General features: G+C 47.3%; 15 protein-coding genes. 6 read left to right on the top strand and 9 right to left on the bottom strand.

Annotation, left to right across the window (positions count from 1 at the left end; translation table 11 throughout):
- Positions 1 to 404 precede the first annotated feature (404 nt).
- Positions 405 to 4,028 carry a condensation domain-containing protein gene (locus AMD24_RS02890; protein ID WP_062100582.1) on the top strand — a complete coding sequence of 1,208 codons (3,624 nt, stop codon included), beginning with the start codon at positions 405 to 407 and terminating at the stop codon, positions 4,026 to 4,028.
- Here the strand turns inward: AMD24_RS02890 and AMD24_RS02885 are convergent.
- From AMD24_RS02885 to carB, 4 genes are all read right to left on the bottom strand, one after another.
- Positions 4,025 to 4,732 (bottom strand): ABC transporter ATP-binding protein, encoded by a 708-nt coding sequence (locus tag AMD24_RS02885; protein WP_062100581.1) that lies wholly within the window; start codon positions 4,730 to 4,732, stop codon positions 4,025 to 4,027. The two genes, AMD24_RS02890 and AMD24_RS02885, sit on opposite strands and share 4 nt — an antisense overlap.
- A 23-nt stretch (positions 4,733 to 4,755) precedes the next feature.
- Positions 4,756 to 5,556: an ABC transporter ATP-binding protein gene (locus AMD24_RS02880; protein WP_200906701.1), complete on the bottom strand. Its 801-nt coding sequence runs from the start codon at positions 5,554 to 5,556 to the stop codon at positions 4,756 to 4,758.
- Entirely contained in the window at positions 5,529 to 6,521 is a 993-nt protein-coding gene (locus AMD24_RS02875; RefSeq protein ID WP_062100580.1) for a branched-chain amino acid ABC transporter permease, read from the bottom strand. The genes AMD24_RS02880 and AMD24_RS02875 overlap by 28 nt, the downstream gene beginning before the upstream one ends.
- 215 nt (positions 6,522 to 6,736) lie before the next feature.
- The gene (carB, locus tag AMD24_RS02870; RefSeq protein WP_062100579.1) at positions 6,737 to 10,009 is read right to left on the bottom strand and encodes a carbamoyl-phosphate synthase large subunit; all 3,273 of its coding nucleotides are present in this window, start codon (positions 10,007 to 10,009) and stop codon (positions 6,737 to 6,739) included.
- Positions 10,010 to 10,235: 226 nt separating this feature from the next.
- On the opposite strand from carB, the gene AMD24_RS02865 reads away from it, so the two are divergent.
- Genes AMD24_RS02865 through AMD24_RS02855 form a run of 3 tightly spaced genes read left to right on the top strand, consistent with a single transcriptional unit; the run spans position 10,236 to position 12,664 of the window.
- On the top strand, positions 10,236 to 11,009 hold the full coding sequence (locus AMD24_RS02865) for an MlaE family ABC transporter permease (protein WP_148565185.1): 774 nt from the start codon (positions 10,236 to 10,238) through the stop codon (positions 11,007 to 11,009).
- Positions 11,006 to 11,779, top strand: coding sequence for an ABC transporter ATP-binding protein (locus AMD24_RS02860; protein ID WP_062100578.1), 774 nt, complete (start codon positions 11,006 to 11,008; stop codon positions 11,777 to 11,779). The genes AMD24_RS02865 and AMD24_RS02860 overlap by 4 nt, the downstream gene beginning before the upstream one ends.
- Before the next feature lie 9 nt (positions 11,780 to 11,788).
- A complete protein-coding gene (locus AMD24_RS02855) occupies positions 11,789 to 12,664 on the top strand; it encodes an MlaD family protein (RefSeq protein WP_062100577.1) in 876 nt (291 codons plus the stop codon).
- 50 nt (positions 12,665 to 12,714) lie between these two features.
- Here the strand turns inward: AMD24_RS02855 and trpS are convergent, their stop codons facing one another.
- From trpS to tadA, 5 genes are all read right to left on the bottom strand, one after another.
- Positions 12,715 to 13,683, bottom strand: coding sequence for a tryptophan--tRNA ligase (gene trpS, locus AMD24_RS02850; RefSeq protein WP_062100576.1), 969 nt, complete (start codon positions 13,681 to 13,683; stop codon positions 12,715 to 12,717).
- Between the two features lie 84 nt (positions 13,684 to 13,767).
- Positions 13,768 to 14,223, bottom strand: coding sequence for a ribose-5-phosphate isomerase (locus tag AMD24_RS02845; protein WP_062100575.1), 456 nt, complete (start codon positions 14,221 to 14,223; stop codon positions 13,768 to 13,770).
- A 222-nt stretch (positions 14,224 to 14,445) separates the two neighbouring features.
- Positions 14,446 to 15,336, bottom strand: a complete 891-nt coding sequence (gene thiL / locus AMD24_RS02840) for a thiamine-phosphate kinase (protein ID WP_062100574.1) — start codon at positions 15,334 to 15,336, stop codon at positions 14,446 to 14,448.
- A gap of 33 nt (positions 15,337 to 15,369) precedes the next feature.
- Complete coding sequence (locus AMD24_RS02835) at positions 15,370 to 16,134, bottom strand: CPBP family intramembrane glutamic endopeptidase (protein ID WP_062100573.1); 765 nt, start codon at positions 16,132 to 16,134, stop codon at positions 15,370 to 15,372.
- A gap of 158 nt (positions 16,135 to 16,292) precedes the next feature.
- Positions 16,293 to 16,838 (bottom strand): tRNA adenosine(34) deaminase TadA, encoded by a 546-nt coding sequence (gene tadA / locus AMD24_RS02830; protein ID WP_235503175.1) that lies wholly within the window; start codon positions 16,836 to 16,838, stop codon positions 16,293 to 16,295.
- 16 nt (positions 16,839 to 16,854) lie between these two features.
- Here tadA and rpe point away from each other — a divergent pair, with 16 nt between their 5' ends.
- Both rpe and sufC read left to right on the top strand, forming a co-directional pair.
- Entirely contained in the window at positions 16,855 to 17,553 is a 699-nt protein-coding gene (rpe, locus tag AMD24_RS02825) for a ribulose-phosphate 3-epimerase (protein ID WP_062100572.1), read from the top strand.
- 421 nt (positions 17,554 to 17,974) lie between these two features.
- A complete protein-coding gene (sufC, locus tag AMD24_RS02820; protein ID WP_062100880.1) occupies positions 17,975 to 18,772 on the top strand; it encodes a Fe-S cluster assembly ATPase SufC in 798 nt (265 codons plus the stop codon).
- Positions 18,773 to 18,781: the final 9 nt, after the last annotated feature.

Here is an 18,781-nt window from a genome sequence, read left to right as displayed (position 1 = left end):
AGCAAGAAGATGCCGAGGATACCCAAGAAAATACGGACACCCATCCCACTCATGCTAGAGAGAACTAAATCTTCAATAGTGCCTTGATTTATACATGCCTTTTGCACAGAAGAGAGTTTCTGTAAGACTTTAAGTGATTTCCCCATAGAGGCCACGCGCATTGCTGCCAGAACTACCTCCGGCTCTACTGCTTTTGGTCGCTCGTTAAGCATGCGGAGCAAGGCAGTGCCATTTCATCTGACCGACGACAACACACCACGGACGATATATTACCATTCCATGGAAGACTAGAAAATTCTCCCCCCCCCCTTTAGAAGACAGAAAACTCCGTCTCTGAGAATAGCAATCACCACTCCACCATTCTCAACCCGGTTCGGGCACTCTTCCATCTTATCCACTCTTCTATGCGCGAATTCCCAGCCTCTCCCATGCAAGAAGCTATTTATGCTGTGTCCACAGATATCCTCCATGGGACAACCATAGCTGACAATATACAGATTTCTTTCAATTTTGGAGAACCCGTGGATATCAGACTGCTCCAAAAGTCTTGGCAATGGGTAATACGCCGGCATGGTTTGCTCCGCTCTGGTTTCAGCAAGAAAGCAGGCGATGTACTCTCTTTCCGTGAGTATAAGGATTGCGAAACTGTCTGGCATCCTCTCAATTGGTGTAACTTCTCCAGCGAGGAAATAAGTGTCCAATGGAATCGCCTGCGGTCTAAAGATGCAGCAGAATCCATTGATTTAACTCATCCGCCCCTCTTCCATTTTCACATCATCAAACTGCCTAGAGAAATGCACCACTTTCTTTGGACTTGTCACCCAATCCTATTAGACAGGGAATCTATCTTTTTGGTGTTGCGTGATTGGCTGATTTTCTATGAGGAGCTTTCTTATGGATGTCAACCTTCTTTGCAAGAATCTCCTTCTTATGCAGCCGCTATTGGTGCCATCGAAAGTGCAGACCCTGCAGCCTCCTGCCAGCACTGGAAACATCTCTTGCAACGAATCAATCCTCTACCATTTGTAGCTCCTTCCCATTCTCAAGCATCTAGCGGCACCCCTGAGGACTCTCCGTTAAAATGTGAGGCTTTTCTCTTGGAGAAAGAAACTACTATGCAGCTTATTCAGTCAGCTAGTCTAGCAGACGCCTCCTTACCTATTCTTCTTGCGGCAGCCTGGGGTTTGGTCCTTGGACGGGTTAACGTGGACGGAGAGGCAATATTTGGTATCTATCGCTCCTGCCGTCGTCTTGCGGGTTCCCAGGCTGAGGAATCAGTAGGTCTCTTTGAAAGCTGCTTGCCCTTTCCTATTCAGGTTCCAGAGGACTTAACCTGTGAAGCATGGTTGCGCTCTCTGCAGGAGACAGAACTTAGTACTGAACCCTTCCTTATAACCAATATCCAAGAAGTATGGAACCACGTTGGTCATTCTGATCCCTGCCCTCAACTTAGCAGCACCCTGCATTACTTACCGGAAAGTCTTAATAACCGCATTCATACTTGCTTACCTCAGTGGATGCGTTTCGACGCTCACATACACCAGAACTCTCGGTTTCCCATGCAGGTTCTGGCTTGTGGAAGGGAACGCCTTTCTATCGCTATCGAATACCACCCTAGCTGGATTTCTCCGCGGATTGTACGCCAGTTACTTGAACGTCTTCTTAAGGCGCTACACTACTTTGCAGAGCCAAATACACTGGTTTCTACGATCGAGTTAGGCCTTCCCAGTGAAGAGGAGGAAGCAGTCTGTTTGGGGGTGGTATCCCCTTTAGTGCAACCAACTTTCCTCGATCCATTCACAGCTCTAAAAAGGATTGTTCAACTGCATGGCTCCCGCACATTTGTAGAAAAGGGAAGTGATTCTTTAAGTTTTTCTCTGATGGAAACCTATTCCAGTCAATTTTCCACATTTTTAAAAAACCGTTCTATAGGTGCTGGAACAGTCCTTGCACTGATAATGCCCCTTTCCCCATGGACGTTGGTTGTCTTACTTGGAGCACTAAGAGTTGGCTGTACCTGCTTGCCGCTAGATCCAGAAGCATTACCTGCCGAACTCGGGGAGTACCTTTCCAGATATCAGGTGTCTACTGTGATAACAGACAGGAACGAGGAGGCTATTCCTGGAAAAATCCAACACACTTTACTTGTGTTGGAAGAGCCTCTATGGGAGAGAATCCTCTCTCTTCCAAGGCAGGTATTACCCATTGCTTCTCTCGCTCCTACTAGCCCTGTGGTTTCTGTCCTGCAGTCCAACGGAGATCGAAGAGTAATCTCTTATGCAGAGCTACAAACTGTCGTAACAAATGCCATTTGTACCTATAATACGCAGCCCAATGACCGGATTCTCTGCCACCACCTCCAGGGTAGTGCAGCGGCAGTAGAAGAGTGCTTTGTTGCTCTCCTTACTGGAGCCACATTGATTTTTCCAGAGAAAAGCATTAAAAGCACACGGACTGCCTTTCAGGAAACTCTTGAGTCTGCAAAGATCACACATCTACGCCTCACGGCTGCTTTCTGGAGTCAATGGCTACACTATCTTGCCGAATTACACCATCCTACACCTCGTACTTTGCATCGGATAGTAATTGAGGCGGGTCATATCTCGCGTTCGATCATTTCCAAGTGGAAGGAACAGAACAGAGGAAAAGCTGATTGCGTTGTATTTTATAGCCCTTCAGAGTTCTTGGGGAGTGGCATTGTAACGGAAAGCCTTGATGATGCACCGGAGTTTTGTGAGATGGGACTGGTCTGTGGCCGTCCACAGCCCAGTGTTGCAGTGTTTCTTGTAGACAGCCGGTACCAACTACTCCCCTCTTACTCTCCTGGAATTCTTGCATATTGTTTGCACGAAAACATTCAGAATGGGATGTGTGAAAACAAGAAGACCGTAACTGCCACTATAGGTGGCCGTTCCTGGCAAATTTCTGTGACAGATGAATGGGCACGATGGAACCAAAAAGGACAGCTTGTACTGATTAGTCAACCTTACGGCCAACTCCCAGATAGTTTGGATTGGACGACCCTGCATCGGATAGAAGATGCACTTGCTTCTCATCCAGATATTATTGACGGCATAGTTCGTAGCTTTACTCCGCTTGGGGAGCAATCGTCCTGCTTGGGTGCATGGATTGTGCCACGCGACAGCCACGTGGCGTCATTGCCAACCACGTTGGATCAGCATTTAAGGGAACACCTTCCAAGACAGTTGGTACCCGCACATTTTGCACTTGTCACCCGGTTTCATTTAGATCCTTTTGATCAGATAGATCCACTGTCTCTAGCCACTCCAAAGCCGCAACCTATTATACCTATACTTGTGCCAACTACCACTCCCCAGGCGGAGGCAGGTAGCTGCCACCACCTAAACTCTGGCGTCGAACCCTTACGACGGCTACCCGTTATAACGACGCTGCAAACAGGGATTGATGGTAGCATCGCGCTCTATTTTATTCATGCCGGCCGAGGCCTTGCCGAGGATTATTTCCCCATAGCACAGTCTTTATCCAGTAAGTATGCTGTACATTGTCTCGTGGTTCCTAGGAGGGCACTAGCTCCTTCAGCTACTGTAGAAAAAATTACCTGCAGTTTAGCACTCGTTCTTCAGGAATATCTCTCAGGTGAATTTGCTCTCATCGGTATTGGCGTGGGGGCAATATTTGCTTGGGAGTTAGCTCATCAATTAGATCAGAAGAACAAAAAAAGCTTGTCTCTCGTCCTTTTTGACATCCCACCTTGCAATCAAAAACCTGCAAAGTGGTTACAAGTCCTAAGAAGGGCGTTCTTCATTAAGGAGGATAAGGCAGATCCTAAGGATCTGGTGGAAATAATTGCCGAATATCGAGCCCCAGTACTTCAGAGAGAACCCCATTTTTTCGTTAGTGGAAAACCTGATCCGAAGTGGTGTCAACGTGCTCCTATGGGAATATGGAACCAGCTCCATTTGGAAGGAGGATCTCCCTTAGATCAGCCAGCTGAGGTAGCTAAACTTCTTACAGAGGTTCTCCCTTCGTCTCAAACTAATCCTTAATGTCCAAGATAGGCTTTTCGGACCTGAGCATTCTCGCGCAGTTCCCTACTCCTTCCACTGAGGGCCAATTTTCCAGACTCCAGTACGCAAGCAAGATGGCTGACTTGTAGTGCAAGGTTCGCATTCTGTTCTACAAGAAGAATTGTCATGCCACGGCGTTCATTAAGTTCAATTAGTCGTTGAAAAATGGTTTCCACAAGGATCGGAGCAATTCCTAATGAAGGCTCGTCAAGCATTAACATTCTTGCTCCACTCATAATTGCTCTGCCAATGGCCAGCATCTGCTGTTCCCCACCGGAGAGGGTTCCCGCCTGTTGGTTGAGGCGCTCTGCGATGTGGGGGAAGATTGAAAAGACATAATCTTGATCTGCAGGCAATGCACGGTGATTTTTTCTTCGGTAGGATCCCACTTTTAAATTTTCACGGACAGAGAGATTTGAAAATATCATCCTACCCTCTGGCACGTGGGCTAGCCCCTTGTCTACTATCAAGTAAGGAGGTAGGCTAGAAATGTCCTCCCCATTAAATTGCACACTACCGGCTGTCGGGCGGTTTAGACCAGATACGGTACGCAGTACAGTAGACTTTCCAGCACCGTTTGCGCCAATCAAAGTAACAATTTTTCCGACTGGGACCTCAAAAGAGACTCCGTGTAGAGCCTGTACTGAACCGTAAAACACGTTGAGACTTTTCACTTTAAGCATGCAGTGTCACTCTTCTCTATTCGCTAGGGGAGGGGGCGCCCGAGATATGCCTCGATTACTGTGGGATTAGATTGAATTTCTTCAGGAGTACCTTCAGCGAGTAATTTACCTTGTTCCATTACCACGATTCTCCGGCAAATCCCCATGACAAGAGGCATGTCATGTTCAACCAAAAGAACGGTAATTCCAAAACGCTCCTGAACGAAACGGATAAGCTGCATAAGCTCTTCCTTTTCAACCGTATTCATCCCAGCAGCAGGTTCGTCCAATAAAAGGAGCTTTGGTTGTGTAGCCATGGCACGTACGATTTCTAATCTCCTCTGTGACCCATAAGACAGCGCAGTGGCAAGGCGTCCACCCGCTTGGTCCAGTCCAAAAATTTTCAGTAATTCTAGGGCTTGCTGTCGCACATTGGCCTCTTCCTGCAGGAATTTAGCCCCACGGGTAATTGCGTGCAGCCAACTATGACTTAAGTGCAGGTTAAACGCCACCACTACATTCTCAAGCACTGAGAGAGAGTGGAATAGACGTACATTTTGGAAAGTGCGCGCCAATCCCATCGCAGTTACTTTACTAGCGCGTAATCCAGAGCATACCTTCCCCTCAAAAAGAATCTCCCCTGAAGTAGGAGAATAAATACCAGTCACTAGATTAAATACGCTGCTTTTCCCTGCGCCGTTAGGGCCAATCAATCCTAAGAGTTCACCTTTTTTTACCTGAAAAGACACACCCGCCACGGCATGTAAACCTCCGAAACGAAGTGCACAGTTCCGAACTTCTAGAAGATGGTTCCCATTCACATTCTTTTCCTGTGAAAGGCCCATTGCTCAAAGCATTTTCCTACTCCTCCCAGCAAACCCTGGGGACGCAAAATCATGAGAAGAATAATCATGAGAGAATAGGCTACCATTCGATAACTTCCCAGTTGGCGTAGCCATTCATTAAGCAAAGTAAGAAAGATTGCTGCAAGGGTAACACCACCTATCTGACCCATTCCCCCTAGTACGACCATGACCAGAATTTCGATTGATTTTAGGTACGTAAAACCATCTGGACTGATAAATTCGACGCTGTGTGCGTAGAGCGCTCCAGCTATCCCGGCAAAAAAAGCTCCCCACACGAACGCTGTAACTTTATAGGCTGTGGTATTCACACCCATGCTCTCTGCCGCAAGTTCATCATCCCGTACGGCGTGGAAACCTTTCCCATAGGTAGAACGAACCAGAGAGAAGGAAAAGTAAATGACGGTTGCTGCCGTACCAATACTCCAGAAGAGATTAGTTGCTGGGACAACTGCCTCCATTCCACGCGCCCCCCCAACTGCTTCTGTATTCTGTAGCACCACCCGAATGATTTCCCCAAATCCGAGTGTTACCAGGGCCAAGTAATCTCCACGTAAGCGTAGAGAAGGGACTCCAACAATCCATCCTGCTAGACCAGCAGTTAATCCACTCGAAACTAATACTGGGAAAAACGTCACTTGTGACCAGAAAGAGGTTCCTGTGAATTTCACGCCAGGAAACCAGGACGGGAGACCATAAGAGGTAATGTAAGCTGAAGTGTAGGCACCGACTGCCATAAAAGCCGCATGGCACAGAGAGAACTGACCTGTTTCCCCCATCACTAGATTGAGGCTAACAGCCAATGTGGCATAAACAGCGGCAAGTGTAAGTACCTGAACGTGATAAGGATCAAGCAATTGTTCAGAGAAGTAGGACAACACTCCACCAACACCAATGGCTACAAACAACGCGGAGCGTGAGTAAAGTTTGATAAACCCTAAAAGCATCCCGTTTACATGATAGAACCTACACCGAATTACAAGCCACTCGTGTTAAAAAACGCTAAACTGTGCAGCCCCCAATACCTAGGTTGAGCAGAAGAGGAACTGCGGTAGCATCCACACAACGCACACCTAACCTCCGATTGGGGGGTGAGAGTAGCAACCGACCAAGAATTTTCAAGCGAAGACTATCCCTGTGCTGAAGAAAAAACGGAAAAGGTTCATTCCTTCTGTTGGAAAAGGAACGTCTCCCTGGACAAGAGAGACGATAAAGCTGCATGATATTCCTGGATGCTCCGCACTGAGAGAGGGGTACGAAGCATAGCACGAATGGCTTCTAAACTAGCCTGTGCAGCACGCAGGGTGGTGATGACTGGTATGCGGGCGGCGAGGGCTGCCCTACGGATGATAATTTCGTCCTTCCTGGGCTGTTGACCGCTTGGTGCGTTAATGATCAGGTGAACCTTCGATTCCTGGATCCTATCTAATATGTTCGGGTGACCCTCAGCCAGCTTTGAGAGACACTTAGCTTTGACTCCATGGGATTCCAGAAATGCTGCTGTGCCACTGGTTGAAAAAATTTGGAAATTCAGGCGGTAAAATCCCAGTGCAACGAGAGCAACGGCATCTTTGTCCACGTCTTTTACGCTAACGAAGATACTTCCCTGCAGGGGAAGGGCTGACTGAGCTGCGATTTGAGCCTTGGCGTATGCCATCCCAAAATCTTGATCGATCCCCATTACCTCTCCGGTAGATCGCATCTCTGGTCCCAGAAGGATGTCTACTCCCGGGAACCTCGCAAAGGGGAATACCGCTTCTTTTACGGAAAAATGAGCTGGAATCACCTCTTTTATAAAGCCTAACTCATGGAGCTTACGACCAACCATGACCTTCGCTGCAAGCTTTGCCAGCGGTACTCCAATAGCCTTACTGACAAATGGAATGGTTCGAGAAGCTCGAGGATTTACCTCCAGTACATACGCCTCGCCGCCCTTTATAGCAAATTGGACATTCATAAGGCCAACAACATTTAGTTCACGTGCGATGGCTTTGGTAGCCTCGCTAAGATGTTCTAAGACTGTTGATGAAAGCGAACAAGAGGGTAGCATGCAGGCACTATCTCCACTATGAATCCCAGCTTGCTCGATATGTTCCATAATGCCACCCACTACGCAGAGATCTCCATCGCTAATGCAGTCTATGTCCACCTCAGTAGCGTCCTCCAAGAAGCGATCCACCAAGAGTGGTCCCCCATAACAAGTTGGTATGGCAGCGCGAATATAGCAGCGGAGATCTTCCTCGGAGTGTACGATCTCCATTGCACGACCACCTAATACAAAAGAGGGACGAACTAGTACAGGATACCCGATGCGTGCAGCTACAGCCAAGGCCTCCTGCTCTCGAATTGCTGTTCCGCCAACTGTTCTGCGTAACCCTAAACGATCAATCATCGCAGCAAAATACATGCGATTCTCTGCCGCTTCGATGCTATGGGGCTGTGTCCCAACGATTGGAACACCAGCCGCCTGTAGAGAAGTAGCCAGGTTGAGCGGTGTCTGACCCCCAAGCTGGACAATTGCAGCATCGCAGTTCTCTCTCTCGTAAATATTGAGAACATCTTCCAGTGTCAATGGTTCAAAATACAACTTGTCACTCGTGTCGTAGTCAGTAGAAACAGTTTCCGGATTAGAATTGACCATAATGGTCTCGATTCCCTCCTCCCTAAGAGCAAAAGCTGCATGAACGCAGCAGTAGTCGAATTCGATCCCTTGTCCAATTCTGTTAGGTCCACTTCCAAGAATCATCACCTTTTTTTGAGAGGTTGGGCGAATTTCATCCTCGTCACCATAAGTAGAATAGTAGTAGGGCGTATCGGCTTCGAACTCCGCTGCACAGGTGTCCACCAGTCGGTAAGTTGGAACAATACCTTGAGCTTTGCGGCGATTGCGGATTTCTACCTCGGATGTGCCGGAAAGGAAGGCGAGTTGATGATCGGAAAAACCCATCTTTTTTGCCCGGCGGAGGGGGATCTTTGTAGGGTTTTGGTGATAGGATTGCTCTTCGTCCACAATTTGCCGGATATGCCGAATAAACCAGGGGTCAATGCCAGATAATTCAGATACGTGCTTTTCACTGAACCCGACATGTAGAGCATTTCGCAGAAAGAAAATTCGTTCAGCATTAGGGACCTGTAGTCGCTTTTTGATAACATCCAAGTCAGGACTTCCATTCTCCAATAGTGGTAGGTTGTCCTTACCATCGCCTCCTAGACCAAATCTACCAATCTCTAAGGACCGGATAGCCTTTTGCAGCGACTCTTTTAGAGTACGGCCGATGGCCATCACTTCTCCTACGCTCTTCATTTGTGTAGTCAAAGTTGAGTCTGCCATGGGAAATTTTTCAAAGGTGAACCGAGGTATCTTGGTAACCACATAGTCAATTACTGGTTCAAAGCAGGCCGATGTTTTCTGCGTAATATCATTCTTGAGCTCATCCAGACTGTAGCCAATGGCGAGTTTAGCAGCGATTTTGGCGATAGGAAAACCCGTCGCCTTAGACGCCAGTGCTGAGGAACGTGAAACGCGGGGGTTCATCTCGATGGTTACCATACGTCCAGTCTGTGGATGAACTCCAAACTGGATATTAGCACCACCGGTTTCCACGCCAATAGCCCTCATGATTGTAAATGAAGCATCCCGCATAGACTGATATTCCTTATCTGTAAGAGTTTGAATAGGAGCTACTGTGATAGAATCGCCGGTATGAACGCCCATGGGATCCATATTCTCAATGGAACAGACCACTACGCAGTTATCAGCACAGTCGCGCATTACCTCCATTTCAAATTCTTTCCAACCAAGCAGAGACTCCTCAACAAGGATCTCTGAAACGGGAGAAAGGGCGAGCCCTTGTTGAACAATTTCTTTAAACTGCTGATAGTTGTAGGCAATCCCTCCTCCCCCTCCCCCCAAAGTAAAAGCCGGACGGATAATAAGTGGGAATCTTTCGATACGCCCTGCGATAGCAAGTGCCTCTTCTACGTTGTGTGCTATGCCAGAGACCGGTACATCCAATCCAATGCTCAACATTGTCTCCTTGAAGATCTGACGATCTTCGCCTTTCCGGATCGCAGCGGCACTTGCGCCGATCAGCTCTACTCCAAAACGCTGCAGCGTACCGTTTTGTACTAGTGCAATAGCAACATTAAGCGCTGTCTGTCCTCCGACGGTGGGGAGAACAGCATCCACTTTTTCCCGTTCTATAATCATCGCTACTACCTCGGGTGTGATCGGTTCAATGTAAGTTCGCATCGAAAATTCTGGATCGGTCATAATGGTGGCTGGGTTAGAATTAACAAGGACCACCGCATAACCCTCTTCTGCCAGAGCCTTGCAGGCTTGGACCCCTGAGTAGTCAAACTCACACCCTTGCCCAATTACAATTGGGCCAGAACCAATAAGGAGGATTTTTTTTAGGGAGGTGTTTTTAGGCATCGGAAGGATACTACCCACGAACCAGTTAGACTAATCAGAGTGGGGGAAGATTCGCAACCGAATCCTTTTACGCAAGAGAATACCCTTTAGTGTCATCTTTTTTTCCAAAAGTCCTTAATACCTATAGACTGAACGGGAGGAAAGGCATGCACTCCCTATATCCTGTTGTCTACTCTCTTCATTGGAGAAGCTAGAACCTGTAGGGGAACCTACTATGTTAACTGCCATGTTGTTAAAAGAATCACTCCTAACTTTTATTCGCTGTTTTGGGGAAACGGTCCTCATAGGATCTGAAGCTGTTTTGGCCATTTTCCGAGGCCGAATCCGTCGAAAACTGGTTTTCCAGCAGATCTACGAGATTGGCTACCGCTCGCAAGTAGTAGTGGTGGTAACAGGCTCCTTCACTGGAGCTGTGTTTACAGCCCAGACGTTTTTTCAATTCAGTAACTTGAATATGGAATCGGCTGTGGGACCTGTAGTTGCTGTAGCTATGTGTAGAGAGCTTGGGCCCGTACTAGCAGGACTGATGGTGGCTGGCCGCGTAGGAGCTGCGATGAGTGCTGAGCTAGGCACCATGGCAGTCACTCAGCAAATCGACGCCCTGCGGGCGTTGGCGGTACAGCCAGTTGATTATCTGGTTGTGCCGCGAGCACTCGCCATGCTTTTTTCCATGCCTTTTCTCGTTGGAGAGAGTATCTTCTTTGGGATTTCTTCTAGTTTCGTCGTAGCAGCCCAAGTCTTGAACGTCTCCAGTACTTATTATCTAGAGAATATGCGTCGATTTACAGACGGTGTGGATATTCTTATGGGGATTACCAAAGGCTTAGTTTTTGGGGTTCTCATTGTCTTTATTAGTTGCCAGCGAGGCTTGGCTGCTAAGGGCGGAGCGGTTGGGGTAGGTTGTGCCACCACTCAGTCGGTAGTTATTAGTTCCCTTGCTATCCTTATTACGAATTTTTTCCTTACCATGGGATTAAATGTGATTTTTCCAACAGGATGAGTGTCATAACGAATAGTGCTCCTCTCATTGAAGTGCAGAATCTTTTCCAAAAAATAGGCACACAGGAAATCTTACGTGGAATTACTCTCTCCATCTATCCCGGAGAAACCCTTGTTCTCCTGGGAAGGAGTGGTGGAGGGAAAAGCGTCTTTCTGCGACACCTGATTGGCTTGATGAAGCCGGTTCACGGAAGGATCCTTTTTGAAGGAAGAGATATTACCCAGCTCAATGAGCGTCAGTTAGAGCCTATTCGTTGTAAGATCGGAATGCTTTTTCAGGACGGCGCTCTTTTCGATTCACTCAGCGTTTTTGATAATGTCGCCTTTCCACTCCGTGAACACTGCATGAAAGACGAAAAAGAAATTCGGGAAAAGGTCCATAAGGTGCTTGCTCTGGTTAACATGATCGGGCATGACGGAAAAGTGCCCGTCGCCTTGAGTGGAGGCATGCGTAAACGTGTTGCCCTTGCTCGAGCAATTATTTCCCCGCCTTCCGTGATTCTATATGATGAACCCACAGCTGGATTAGATCCAATTGTGTCTGGCAGCATCAACCGGCTTATTCGGCGCTTACAAGGGCAGTTGCAAGTAACTTCGGTCGTGGTAACACATGATATGGTGAGCGCTTATCATGTGGGCGATCGGATTGCTCTTCTCGATCACGGAAGAATTTACTTCTGTGGCTCTCCACAGCAATTACGCTTCTCTGGCGATCCAGTCATTCGCAATTTTGTAGAAGGGCGATCGTCGGAAGGTAGTGAAACAGAGTAAGGAAGATAGATGATTTCAGAGGAGAGAAAAATCCAAATGCGTGTAGGCGTTTTTGTGCTTGTTGGGCTCACCACCATCGGGATTATGACCGTGTATCTCGGAAGGGTTGGTGAAAGCATGCGCTATCACTACCGCCTGGATGCCCACTTTCCAAATGCCAGCGGCATTAAAAAAGGTGCTGATGTTCTCCTCAGTGGGGCTCGCGTTGGACGCGTAGCCACTTCGCCATCTATCCTGCCAGACATGAAGGGAGTCTCCATCCAACTGCTTATTGACCAGAGAGTGACCATCCCTAGGGGGTCCAGATTTACGATTAGCAGTTCAGGGCTCCTGGGTGACCGATTTATAGATATTCTTGTAGGAAAAGGGGCTACAGATACTAAACCTATTTTGCCAGGCGCTATCGTTCATGGAGAATATGCATCAGGGATAGAAGATCTTGTGAGCACTGTTAACAGTGTAGCCGAACAGACATCGGAATTAATAGCTTGCTTAGGTATAGTGGTCCAGGATGTGGGACAAGTTGCAAGAAAGGTTTGCACCAGCAACCTTCTCCAGCCACAAAATCTAAAAAACTTCTCTGAAACATTGGCCAACCTGAAGGAAGTCAGCGGTGATTTTGCTCGGTTGTCCAAGAAGACGGAAGGTCTTCTAGCCTCCGCCGACGTAGCCTTTAAGGAAGGTAAAAAAACACTTATCTCTGCTAGAATGATTTCCCGGGAAATTTCACAAGCTTTGAAGAGTGAGCAGAATACGGTGGGGCTGTTTCTAAGCAACAAGGAAGTAGCTGAAAATGTTCGTGCGTTCATTCTGAATATGCGCAAGCACGGTGTCTTCTGGTACAAGGACACTACCCAGTGTACGCAAACACGAGACTCTCCATGACATTTATGTATGTTCTCTATACTTCCTCTCTGGAGAAAGGACGCGGTTGCTTATCGTAGCCCAATGGCAGACCGAACTCGCTCTATGACCCTATTGGCAATTGCGTGAGCATGGGTGGATCCTTTTTTGAGAACTTGATCTACCACTTCCGGGCAGGTAGTTAGCTCCTCCCGGCGCTTACGTAAAGGTTTAAAGAATAGCCACACTGCCTCGAACAAACGCTCTTTGAAAGTACTGTATCCAACTCCTCCATGAATGTGCTCGTCTAGCATCTGTTGATAATCAGACGGACTGGCAACTAGCCTGTAGAGTGATAGAATAGTAGACCCTGCCGTAGGTTTTGGCCGATCTGTCGGTGTGGAATCAGTCTGAATCTCCATGATCCTTTTCCTTAGAATTTCTTCTGCCAAAAAGATTTCTATGGTATTTCCGTAACTTTTGCTCATTTTTGCCCCGTCTTGCCCAGGAATCATTGCCATTCCTTCCTGAATGTGAGGCGCTGGCAGTCTAAGAACTGAGCCATACGCTTCATTGAATTTGACAGCAATATCACGTGCTACCTCGAGGTGCTGCTTCTGATCTTTACCTGCTAGCACCAAATCGCTGTCGTACAGCAAGATGTCTGCAGCCATTAGGACTGGGTACGAAAGCAGTCCGTGGGAGGATGGAAGTTTACGGGCTTTTTTTTCTTTGTAAGAATGACAGCGCTCTAGCAATCCTACTGGAGTAAGAGTGCCCAAAATCCAGGTTAGTTCAGTGACAGCTGGGATAGCAGACTGCAAGAAAAAGCACGTTTTTTCTGGATTAAGACCGCAGGCAAGAAAGTCCAACGCCATTTTCCTTACATTCCCTCGCAGGATGACGGGATCCCTTACAGAAGTAAGGGCATGGTAGTCCGCAATGAAATAGAGCATCTCCATCCCATTCTGCTCCTGCATTTGAATGGCAGGGCGCATCATCCCAAAGTAATTTCCTAAATGAGGAGTACCGGAAGGTTGAATACCAGAGAGTATACGCATGTCAAAATTTTTTCTAAGCTCCTTGGCGGAAACCGGGCAACATTACTAACTAAATAAAAGCTATATTAAAAACCGTATTGTTAACTATACTCGCTTGAGTGACGATTCATATCGATAGATCGCCTCAATTCGCCGTTGATGCCTCCCACCTTCAAAAGGAGTCTCTAGCCAAATTTGGACGATGTTAAGAGCCATTTCAATGGAAACCATGCGTTGTCCCAGGGAAAGAGCATTTGCGTTGTTGTGAAGACGTGCGTATTTTGCGCTTTTATCGTTCCAACAAAGTGCGCAGCGTATACCCAGCACCTTGTTGGCTGCAATTGCCTCCCCGTTCCCAGAGCCACCGATGACAATGACACGTTCTGCCTCCCTTTTCACGACGGATTCTGCTGCAGGAAGGATATAATGTGGATAATCATCACTCGGATCGTTGTTATAGGTTCCAAAGTCCACCACGTCGTGCTTTAGCTCCCTTAAGTAGGTTGTGATACGTTCTTTGTATTGAAAGCCTGCATGATCTGATCCAATGGAAATTTTCATTTTTAGAAATTTTAGCGGAGACTAAGGTCGGGTGGGCAGCAACAGCTCGACTGGATTAGACTGCGGAACACTTCCAGTAGAAAGAAACTGCTCGCTCAGCTTTGTGCTTTTTGGCTTGGACGACTTACTCCGTAGCATCTGTATGTCTCGCAGTTAGATTTTGTCCCTGTGCAGAGGGATGGATTGGAGAGTTTCCCACCTTGGCAAGATGAAAACCTTTGCTTAGATATGCTGTTTCAAGAAGTGGTCATATCCCGTAGGCAAGGGGGTGCTTTTTTCACTTTCGGAGCAGGTTTTCATATGCCCTATTCTAGTAAGCCTTGTGCTAGGAAAAATAGGATCCCACTGCCTCAAAAGACGTTTCTCTTCCCCAGGGGGAATAGCAAAAAGCAGTTCGTAATCCTCACCTTCCGAGAGGGCCTGTCGAATGGAACATCCAGGATTTCTTGGTAGTAGTTGGAGATTGATTTCAAAACCTGTCTGACTAGCAGCAGCCATGCGGGGTAGATCACTACCAATTCCATCACTTAAGTCTGTCATAGCATGGATGGAGAAGTGTGTAGTAAGCCAACGTGCTTCTGCTAGGCGAGGAATAAATTTGAGATGATGACCTCGCTGCAGCGATCCTCCTAGCTGCCCCGTTACAAAAAGAGAGTCGCCAGGTTGGGCCCCACTACGCAGAGTAAGCCGTTGAACCGAGACGTAGCCAGTAAGCGTGATAGAAAGAAAAAGAGTATCCAAAGAACGCGAGGATTCACCACCAATGACACTAACCCCAAATCGCCTAGCAGCGCGTCCAATTCCGCGATAAATAGACTGTAACCAACGTATGGAGAGTCGATCAGGCGTGGCAAAAGTAACTAATGCATGTGCTGGAACTCCGCCGCAAGCGGCTACGTCGCTGATTGCCCGGCAAAGTGCCTTCCATCCTACCCAAATGGCAGGGGTATCTTTCTTAAAGTGGATTCCTTCTATCACACAGTCGGTCTTCAGAAGGAGCAGTTTTTCTGCGTGAGGATACCTGACTACCGCACAGTCGTCTCCAACGCCTACAAGGACATCTCTTCCCTGGGGGAAAGATTGGACGAGTTTACGAATCAGGCTATCTTCCACAAGATGACTGGAAAGAAAAGTATCTTTGGAGAATCAAAAGATTGCAGCCAAAATTCCTATGAAATTAAACAGCGAATGCATCAGAACTGGAACTAGAAGACAGCCAGTAGCTTCGTAGGCCAAGGATAGCCCAACTGCTAAGAGAAATAGTCCTGGAAAGATGGAAAGATGCTGATGTATGCCGGCAAAGAGGGTTGAGGTAATGAACATGGCTCCCAGTGAGCCTATATGCTGGCGGAGGACGCCATGCAAATATCCGCGGAAAATAAGTTCTTCACTGAGAGGAGCGATCACCACAACTATGAAAGTTACGGTGATGTAGTCAGAAAAGTTTGTGTTTTCCATCAAGAATTGCACCAATGGCTGCCGATGGTGAATCCCCTGTAGGTTTTCTAAGAATGTCTGTACCAAAAAAATTAGTGGATAGAATGCAGCCAACCACGATACTGATAGCCTGATAAGTTGTGGGGTCTGTAACTTCCAAACCCCAAAAGCTTGATTGGGTGAGATGTGGCGAATAATCAAAAAACTTAGAATGGTTGTGTCTAGCACGAGGTAGAAAAGCCCTCCCCATTGAATGTCACTCATCTTCAAGAGAGAATACGCATTTTTAGGGGTTGCGCTCAAAACTAGGAAGTAGGCTCCAAGGACCAGGCATACCACTGCATCGAGTTTCTGATAAAGCCGTGTTACCTCTTGAAATCTAGTTAAAGTTAGGGCCGTTTTTCCCAAGTAGATACACGCCACTAAACTGGTGGTAGCTACCACCACAATTGCTGTGAGCGTCAGCCAGGACATCTTGTTTACCTCATTCTAAACAGTCTCCTGGTGGAGCTAACGAAAAAAGAGTTCATTGCACATTACAACTATTACAACTTTGAACTTCTCAGCGAAGAAACTTGCTGAGACCGAGCTTGCCACTTGGCAAGGGAAACATCTCTTAGCTTTAGCAGGAGTTACACAGAAGGTCTTCTACGGTTGGAAAAAAACTTTTTTAGAAGCCTTCTGCACTCAGCATTACGCACTCCTGCCACTATCTTGCAGTGATGGTTCCGTCCGGGCATTTGTAGAAGATTAACCCGTCCCCCTGCACCACCACTGCTGGGATCGGGACACCCAAATACGACCTGACTTAAACGTGCCTGTACCATTGCTCCTGCACACATAGGACACGGCTCCTTCGTGACATACAGAACACAATCCGTTAGACGCCAGTCCCCTATCATGTACTCTGCCTGCCTAATTGCCAATATTTCCGCGTGAGCCGTGGCATCTCCTAGGACTTCTACCTGATTGTGCGCGCGTGCGATAACTACCTCCCGGCGAACGATTGCGACACCCACAGGTACCTCCTCCAGGTCCAATGCCTTCCTTGCTTGACGCAATGCTTCCCCCATAAAATATCGATCCAACATTTGACCAACCATACTTAGATAGGGCGAAGAACGAACACCCGTCCCCTCCACGGGAATATTTCTACCATGTACAACTTTGTTGGCCATACTTATACTTTGCCCCATGGGACTACATTTAGACCATTATAATAAGTCACTTATTGCTCCATCTATTCTTGCCTGCGACTTCTCGCAACTCGGCATAGAAGTCGGCCGAGTTATCTCGGCAGGGGCTGATCGGATCCATTGTGATGTTATGGACGGTCATTTTGTAAAAAATATCTCCTTTGGGTCTGTTATCATTCAGGCTGTTGCACGCTCCACAAAGCTTCCCCTTGACATCCATCTAATGGTTGATTGTCCTCAACATCACCTTCTTGGCTTAATTCCTCACTCTATCTCTTCTTTTTTTCACTCCATCATTTTTCATATTGAGGCATCACAGTGTGTATCTGAAACACTTCACTCTATCCGTGACCAGCGGTGCTTGGCTGGAATAGCCATTAATCCTGAAACACCGCTTTTTGAAGCGTACCCTTTCCTTGCGAACCTGGATTTTCTTCTTATCATGACCGTATACCCCGGGTCTGGAGGCCAGGATTTTCTCCCAGGGATATTGAAAAAGATAAGAGCTGCCGCTGAGGTCCGCTCTCAGAAAAGATTGGGCTTTCATATAGCGGTAGATGGAGGGATTTGTGCAGAAACTGCCGCTAAATGTCGTCTTGCCGGCGCTAATGTATTCGTTGCTGGAACAGCTATTTTTGGGAAACCGGACCTTTTTTCCGCCGTTCAAAGCATCCGAAGTTCGGTAACTAACCTATAAAAGTGCTAAATATTCACACTGAAAGACGTGCACAGGAGTCAAAAGAAAAAGTCCTCCTTCTCCTGTTCCAAGGATAACCTCCCCAACGCATTAGAAGAGAGGATATGGATGAGTTTATAACCCTTTAGTGTTGGGGAAAAGAGTTAATTCCATAGGAGGATCCTTAATAGCAGCCCGGGGTAAGGGTTTATATGTCCCTAAGCTTAGGGAGGCTCCTGTTTATAAGGTATAAATAAGGACCAACAATGTCGCATGACCCAGAGCCTTCTGCGTACGAGGTGTTTGATATCTGCTGTAATTTTGATGGCTGAACATGAAAGGAATCTACTTAGTTGTTCTTCTCCTTGCTTTTAGTTTTCAACTGGATTAGTGGTGGGTGCTGCTGGCGCAGGCTGCGTCTGTCTCTTCCTGTCTACTGATTATGAGTACACTGACCATTCAGGACCTTTACGCTAATGTTGATGACCAGGAAATTCTTAAAGGGGTGAGCTTAAAGATTCCGAAGGGGGAGGTGCATGCTGTTATGGGCAAAAACGGCTCTGGAAAAAGTACCCTTGCCAAGGTCGTTGCAGGACATCCCAGTTATACTGCTACCGCTGGTAGCATTGTGCTTGATGGTGAGAACCTCCTGGCGATGGAACCTAACGAGCGTGCCTGTTTGGGCGTTTTTCTAGCTTTTCAGTATCCAGTAGAAATTCCAGGCGTCACAGTTGCAAATTTTATTCGTGCCGCCATCCAGGCCAGGCTGCCTAAGGGTAAGGAATTGGAGGCGACTGAATACTACTCTGCCCTTTACCAGCAGATGGACTCCCTACAAATTCCTAGAGCATTTACCTCTCGTTCTGTAAACGAGGGATTTTCTGGAGGGGAGAAAAAGCGCTGCGAAATTCTCCAGATGGCTATGTTACAACCTACCTATGCTATATTGGATGAAACGGACAGTGGATTAGATATTGATGCCTTAAGGGTTGTTTCTGAAGGAGTGAATACCCTGCGAGGTCCCCATGTCGGGATACTAATTATTACTCACTACCAACGCCTTTTGAATTACATTGTGCCGGATCGTGTCCATGTTATGATGGACGGTAGGGTTGCCCGTAGCGGAGGAAGGGAGCTAGCCCTACAACTGGAGGCTGAGGGCTACGATTGGCTTACTCCCAGCCAACCACGGTCTAATGGGGCTCCAGGTTCATCTGATGACTTGCTTAAATCCACTTAAACCTGTACT

The sequence above is a fragment of the Candidatus Xiphinematobacter sp. Idaho Grape genome, from assembly GCF_001318295.1.
Lineage (GTDB): Bacteria > Verrucomicrobiota > Verrucomicrobiia > Chthoniobacterales > Xiphinematobacteraceae > Xiphinematobacter.
Note: the sequence above shows the minus strand (reverse complement) of the source record. Positions and strands in the feature narration are given on the sequence as shown.

Coding starts and splice junctions, on each gene's coding strand:
- carB (WP_062100579.1), bottom strand. CDS start 10,009: ATGCCTAAAAACACCTCCCTAAAAAAAATCCTCCTTATTGGTTCTGGC.
- rpe (WP_062100572.1), top strand. CDS start 16,855: ATGGGACTACATTTAGACCATTATAATAAGTCACTTATTGCTCCATCT.
- AMD24_RS02875 (WP_062100580.1), bottom strand. CDS start 6,521: ATGCTTTTAGGGTTTATCAAACTTTACTCACGCTCCGCGTTGTTTGTA.
- AMD24_RS02845 (WP_062100575.1), bottom strand. CDS start 14,223: ATGAAAATTTCCATTGGATCAGATCATGCAGGCTTTCAATACAAAGAA.
- AMD24_RS02835 (WP_062100573.1), bottom strand. CDS start 16,134: ATGTCCTGGCTGACGCTCACAGCAATTGTGGTGGTAGCTACCACCAGT.
- AMD24_RS02880 (WP_200906701.1), bottom strand. CDS start 5,556: ATGGGCCTTTCACAGGAAAAGAATGTGAATGGGAACCATCTTCTAGAA.
- AMD24_RS02855 (WP_062100577.1), top strand. CDS start 11,789: ATGATTTCAGAGGAGAGAAAAATCCAAATGCGTGTAGGCGTTTTTGTG.
- AMD24_RS02860 (WP_062100578.1), top strand. CDS start 11,006: ATGAGTGTCATAACGAATAGTGCTCCTCTCATTGAAGTGCAGAATCTT.
- trpS (WP_062100576.1), bottom strand. CDS start 13,683: ATGCGTATACTCTCTGGTATTCAACCTTCCGGTACTCCTCATTTAGGA.
- tadA (WP_235503175.1), bottom strand. CDS start 16,838: ATGGCCAACAAAGTTGTACATGGTAGAAATATTCCCGTGGAGGGGACG.
- AMD24_RS02890 (WP_062100582.1), top strand. CDS start 405: ATGCGCGAATTCCCAGCCTCTCCCATGCAAGAAGCTATTTATGCTGTG.
- sufC (WP_062100880.1), top strand. CDS start 17,975: ATGAGTACACTGACCATTCAGGACCTTTACGCTAATGTTGATGACCAG.
- AMD24_RS02865 (WP_148565185.1), top strand. CDS start 10,236: ATGTTGTTAAAAGAATCACTCCTAACTTTTATTCGCTGTTTTGGGGAA.
- AMD24_RS02885 (WP_062100581.1), bottom strand. CDS start 4,732: ATGCTTAAAGTGAAAAGTCTCAACGTGTTTTACGGTTCAGTACAGGCT.